The organism is Christiangramia marina, from assembly GCF_048285865.1.
Lineage (GTDB): Bacteria > Bacteroidota > Bacteroidia > Flavobacteriales > Flavobacteriaceae > Christiangramia > Christiangramia marina.
Genome location: NZ_JBLVTK010000003.1, coordinates 208,767 through 214,459, shown reverse-complemented (window position 1 = coordinate 214,459; position 5,693 = coordinate 208,767). Strand labels below are relative to the sequence as shown.

Here is a 5,693-nt window from a genome sequence, read left to right as displayed (position 1 = left end):
TTTTTAATTCAACAAAAGGATTTGGATTTATAAAAGCTGACGATTCTAACGAGGACATCTTTGTACACTCAACAGGTCTTATCGATGAAATTCGTGAAGACGACAGGGTACAATTTGAAACAGAACAAGGTAAAAAAGGCCTTAACGCTGTGAACGTTGAAGTAATTGACTAATTATATCAAGGTTTCAGTTCGAGACTTTTAAATAATAGATCACGGCCGGATGATCAATAAACGGAGCCGGCATCAACAACAAATTAATTAGTATAGTAATGCAAGAAGGTAAAGTAAAATTTTTCAATGTAACCAAAGGATTTGGTTTCATAAAGTCAGACGAAACAAGCGAAGACATCTTTGTACACTCTAGTGGTCTTATTGATGAAATTCGTGAGGATGACAGAGTACAATTTGAAACAGAACAAGGAAAAAAAGGCCTTAACGCTGTGAACGTTGAAGTAATTGACTAATTATTTTAAGGTTTCAGTTTGAGACTTATAAATAATAGATCACGGCCGGATGATCTTTAAATGGAGCCGGCATCAATAACAATTAATTAGTATAGTAATGCAAGAAGGTAAAGTAAAATTTTTCAATGCAACCAAAGGATTTGGTTTCATTAAATCAGACGAAACAAGCGAAGACATCTTTGTACACTCTAGTGGTCTTATCGATGAAATTCGTGAAGACGACAGAGTTCAGTTCGAAACTGAGCAAGGAAGAAAAGGATTGAATGCTGTAAACGTTGAAGTAATCGACTAAGCACATTCTATTCTATAGAATAAAAGCCATCCTATCCGGATGGCTTTTTTTATGTGCATATTTGAAATAAGCTCTTTGTGTTTTTATTAATAAAATTACGTGAAACATTTACGATATTGTTCTAACCAACCAAAATCAATTATCCATGTTTAAAGGCAAGCGCGCAATACTTTACATAGCGGCGGCAATTCTTTCCATATATTTTTTAATAGCCGGCCTGGTAAAAGCTAAAGGTTTTTTCGCTCCACTGGCTACAGCAGTCATTCTAAGTCTCGTCGTTTTACCACTCAGCATCTGGATGGAGAAGTATATGAAAAGAGCATGGGCGGCCATGTTAAACAGTTTGCTTCTATTTGGTATTAGTATAGGTCTAATGGCTTTGGTAAGCATGCAGGTGAGAAATTTTGCAGAGGACTGGCCAGAGATTCAGGAACAAATGACTCCAAAGATAGAACAGCTTAAAACCTTTGCACTAGAACATACTCCGCTTGATCCTGATGATATCAATCAGTCTAAAGATGAGGAAAGTGATGCTATGGGCTCTAATATGCGGAAAAAGATCACTACTTTTCTTAGCGGACTTTCAAGTTTTATGGCGAATTACCTACTCACATTTGTCTACGTTTTCTTCCTACTGAATTACCGCGAGATTTTTAAAAATTTTCTATTGAGAATTATGCCAGATTCTAAACAGGAATCAATTAAAAATACCCTTACAAAGTCTATCAAAGTTGCACCTCAGTATTTGCTTGGAAAATTAATGCTTATGGGATTGCTTGCAGTACTATATTCTATAGGGCTTGGAATTTCGGGTGTAAATAATTTCATACTGGTAAGTGTAATTGCAGCTGTATTAACCTTGATACCTTATGTTGGTAACATTCTTGGTTTTACTATGGCGGTAGCATTTGGATTCTTAAGTAGTGGAGATACAAGTGTACTAATTGGGATAGCACTTACTTTTACAGTCACGCAGTTTGTAGAATCTTATGTACTACAACCCTTTATTGTAGGCGATCGAGTAGATGTACATCCATTCTTTATAATTGTATCTGTAATAGCTGGAAATATGATCTGGGGAATCATTGGTATGATTCTCGCAATTCCTGTACTTGGTATCATAGTGGTAATTCTGTACAATATTGAAGCAACCAAACCATTAGGTATTCTTCTGAGTAAAACCAAGTTCTCAGAGAAATGATTGCTAATATTTTCTTATTTTGGGAGAATAACCAATTAATTCTTCAATGAGAAAATTATATATTTTTCTGATATCAGGTTTTTTATTATCTGGTGTTAGTGTTGGTCAATCTTCAGAAGTAACGCAGCAAATTTCAGAATTCGAACTCGACTATGAAAAGTTTACACTTGACAATGGACTGGAAGTTATCCTCCACGAGGATCATAGCGATCCAATTGTTGCCGTTGCTACAATGATGCACGTTGGTTCCAACCGCGAGAAACCTGGTAAAACAGGATTTGCTCACTTCTTTGAACATATGAGTTTTAATGATTCTGAAAATGTTCCTGTGGGTGCCAACCGTAAGATGATTCCGGAGTGGGGAGGAAGCAGAAATGGTGGAACCTGGAGCGATGGTACAGTTTATTACGAAGTTGTTCCCAAAGATGCTTTTGAAAAGATACTTTGGATCGATTCAGATAGATTTGGATATATGATCAATACAGTTACACAGGCTGCACTTGATCGTGAAAAGCAGGTCGTTAAAAATGAAAAACGCCAGCGTGTAGATAATGCTCCTTATGGATACACAGATGATATCATAAGGAAAAATCTTTACCCGAAAGACCATCCATATAACTGGACGGTCATAGGCCAGTTACCAGATTTACAGTCGGCAACCCTTGAGGATGTAAAGGAATTTTATAAGCAATATTATGGAGCTGCCAATGCTTCTCTCGTAATTGCAGGAGATATTGAAATCGAAGAAACCAAGAAACTCGTTAAACAATGGTTTGGTGAGATTCCTTCAGGACCAGAGGTTGAGCCTATAAAAGCGATGCCTGTAGAACTGGAATCCACGAAAAATCTATATTTCGAAGATAACTTTGCAAAACTTCCAGAGCTTAGAATGGTTTATCCTACGGTTGAAGATTATGATGAGGATATGTACGCTCTACAAATTTTAGGACAGCTATTGAGTGGAAGTAAGAAATCACCATTGTACCAAACAGTCGTAGAAGAATCCAAATTTGCTCCACGTATTAGCACTTATCAAAGCAGTAGTGAACTTGCAGGAGAATTCGTAGTTAGAGTACGCGCAAATGCCGGAATAGATCTGGATAGTGTGCAGAAGGCAGTAAAAAATGGCTTTAAAAGATTTGAGGAAGCTGGTGTAAGCGAGGATGATCTGAAAAGAATTAAAGCTGAACTTGAAACTCAATTATATCAGGGAGTTAGCACCGTACTCAATAAAGCTTTTCAATTAGTGCAGGATAACGAATTTAATGGTGATCCTGGTTATCTTACAAAAACTGCTAAACTTACCAATAGGGTAACTTCACAAGATGTAATGCGTGTTTATAATAGGTATATCAAAGATCAACACTATATAATGACCAGTGTAGTTCCAAAAGGAAGTTTAGATCTCGCCATAAAACATTCCGAAGAAGCCGAAGTTTGGATAGAAGAAGTCAAGAAGGATGTAGCCAGTGAAGAAGTTAGCCAGGGAGAAGAGGCCGTGTATAATAAAACCCCTTCAAAATATGATCGTAGCGAACCTGATTTTGGTGATCTGCCTTTATTTAAGTCACCAAAGATCTGGACTGCTGAACTCAAAAATGGTATGCAGGTTTACGAAATTGAAAATAATGAAATTCCACTTGTAGAATTTGATATAACAATTCCAGGTGGACAGCTTTTGGATCCAGATGGAAAAGAAGGAGTTTCTTACCTGCTAAGTGATTTGATGTTACAGGGAACAGCTAATAAAACTCCGGCTGAATTAGAAGAAGCTCTTGGACTTTTAGGAGCTAATGTCTACATAAGTACCGGTAATGAGGATTTTCGTATTTCAGGAACCTGTCTTAGTAAGAATTTTGAAGGTACCATGAAATTGGTTGAAGAAATTTTGATGGAACCGAGATGGGATACCACCGAACTGTCCAGATTGAAACAGGCTCTTGAAACGAATCTTAGAGATCGGGAAGCGAATCCCCAGGCGATTGCATCCACCGCATTTTACAAACTTTTATACGGTGACAATCATAGTTTTGGTGTGCCTGTGAACGGTACGTTAAAGACTACGGCAAATATTAGTATGGAAGATCTTAAATCCTATTATAGTAATTTATCGCCTGATAATGCCAAGTTTCATATCGCTGGAGCAATGGATAAGAAACAGGTTTTAGATGTTATTTCAACTATGTCGACCGACTGGTCTACTGATGCCCCTGAAATTTCTAATCCTGAAATCAGTGCTGATGGTGAACCCGGTACATTATATTTTATTGATGTTCCTGACGCCAAACAATCTGTTATAATGATAGGCAAACTGGTACTAACCAATAATGATGAAGATGCCAGTAAGCTTAATTTTGCGAATGAAATTCTTGGTGGTGGCTCTAGCGGTAAATTATTTCAGACATTAAGAATAGAAAAAGGCTATACCTATGGTGCTTACTCCGGCATATCTAAGAATGAGACAATTTCACCGTTTTATATTTCAACTAGTGTAAGGGCGAATGCTACACTCCCTTCTCTTAAGATCATAGAAGAAATGGTTACAAATTATTCCAGTGATTTTGGTCCTGCGGAAGTAGAACTTACTCAGAATAAATTGTTGAAAGAAAACACCCGATCATATGAAAGTTTAGGTGCTAAATTGGGTATTCTAAGAGAGATAAGTAAGTACGACAAATCTGAAGATTTTATAGAATCGCAACAGGAAGAATTAATGAATATGACAGAAGAAGATTTTAAATCTGTAATTACTGAATACCTGAACGAAAAAGAGATGATTTACCTTGTAGTAGGAGATAAGGCAACACAATTAGAAGAGGTTAAGAAATTAGGTAAACCTGTAATTGAACTTGATATCTACGCCAATAAAGTTATGCATTAAAATATTTCTAATATACTCTTCGATGAAACAAAACAGCGCGACCTTGTCACGCTGTTTTTTTTTGCACTGTAATAAAATCAATTATTTAACACATACTTATCGATATCAATTTGTTTTTAATAGATAAAATTATATAAATTAGGAAAATAGTTACAATCATTTATTTTTCTGTAGGAATACACTTCGATTATTGTTTATCGAAAGGGTATTTTCGATTTTGCAATTGTTATGTCAAAAACGGATTCATTCAAACTATTACATGTCGAGGATTCAGAAACAGATGCGTTTTTGATCAGCAGGCATTTAAAAAACAATAATTTCGATATAAAACTTGCTAAATGCAGATCAGAGTTTGAGTGCTTATTAGCTACTAATCAATTTGACCTTATACTATGTGATCATCATCTGCCCGATCTAAATTCAGAAGAAGCCTTGGATATTGTAAGGAAAAAAGATCCTTATACTCCCTTCATAATATTATCCGGCGCTCTGCCTCCGGGCGTTGCCGTAAAATTAATGGAGAATGGTGCAAACGATTTTCTATATAAGGATAGACCTGAGCGTCTTGTTCCAGCAATCTTCAATGCTCTTTCTAAATATAAATTGGAGAAGGAACGTTTGGAAATGCAAAAGCAAATTCAATTTAGTGAAAATAGGTTCAGGAAGCTTGTAGAATCAGCTCAGGATATAATTTGCATATTAAACCGTGACTATCAAATTACTTACCATAGTCCATCAATCAAAAATCTATCTATAAAAGATGGCGAAATTTTAAACGAGAATATATTTGATGTAATTGACTGTGAAAATCCTCAACGATTTTATGAACTTTTGAGGGAGTGTGAGAATTCAA

At 36.0% G+C, this 5,693-nt stretch carries 6 protein-coding genes; all 6 read left to right on the top strand.

The window, feature by feature from the left end:
• Window positions 1-173: cold-shock protein (locus ACNKXS_RS11760; RefSeq protein ID WP_417921253.1), on the top strand; the 173-nt coding region annotated here is incomplete at its 5' end.
• A 98-nt stretch (window positions 174-271) separates the two neighbouring features.
• Window positions 272-466, top strand: coding sequence for a cold-shock protein (locus ACNKXS_RS11755; protein WP_417921011.1), 195 nt, complete (start codon window positions 272-274; stop codon window positions 464-466).
• Window positions 467-563: 97 nt separating this feature from the next.
• Complete coding sequence (locus ACNKXS_RS11750; protein WP_141877756.1) at window positions 564-758, top strand: cold-shock protein; 195 nt, start codon at window positions 564-566, stop codon at window positions 756-758.
• A gap of 145 nt (window positions 759-903) precedes the next feature.
• Complete coding sequence (locus ACNKXS_RS11745) at window positions 904-1,959, top strand: AI-2E family transporter (RefSeq protein ID WP_417921010.1); 1,056 nt, start codon at window positions 904-906, stop codon at window positions 1,957-1,959.
• 46 nt (window positions 1,960-2,005) lie between these two features.
• Window positions 2,006-4,840, top strand: a complete 2,835-nt coding sequence (locus tag ACNKXS_RS11740; protein WP_417921009.1) for a M16 family metallopeptidase — start codon at window positions 2,006-2,008, stop codon at window positions 4,838-4,840.
• A gap of 228 nt (window positions 4,841-5,068) precedes the next feature.
• Window positions 5,069-5,693, top strand: a 625-nt coding sequence (locus ACNKXS_RS11735) for a response regulator (RefSeq protein WP_417921008.1), incomplete at its 3' end; no start/stop codon positions are given.

Bases quoted from the DNA above. Each gene is read 5' to 3' on its own strand.
- ACNKXS_RS11755 (WP_417921011.1), top strand. From the start codon at position 272: ATGCAAGAAGGTAAAGTAAAATTTTTCAATGTAACCAAAGGATTTGGT.
- ACNKXS_RS11750 (WP_141877756.1), top strand. From the start codon at position 564: ATGCAAGAAGGTAAAGTAAAATTTTTCAATGCAACCAAAGGATTTGGT.
- ACNKXS_RS11745 (WP_417921010.1), top strand. From the start codon at position 904: ATGTTTAAAGGCAAGCGCGCAATACTTTACATAGCGGCGGCAATTCTT.
- ACNKXS_RS11740 (WP_417921009.1), top strand. From the start codon at position 2,006: ATGAGAAAATTATATATTTTTCTGATATCAGGTTTTTTATTATCTGGT.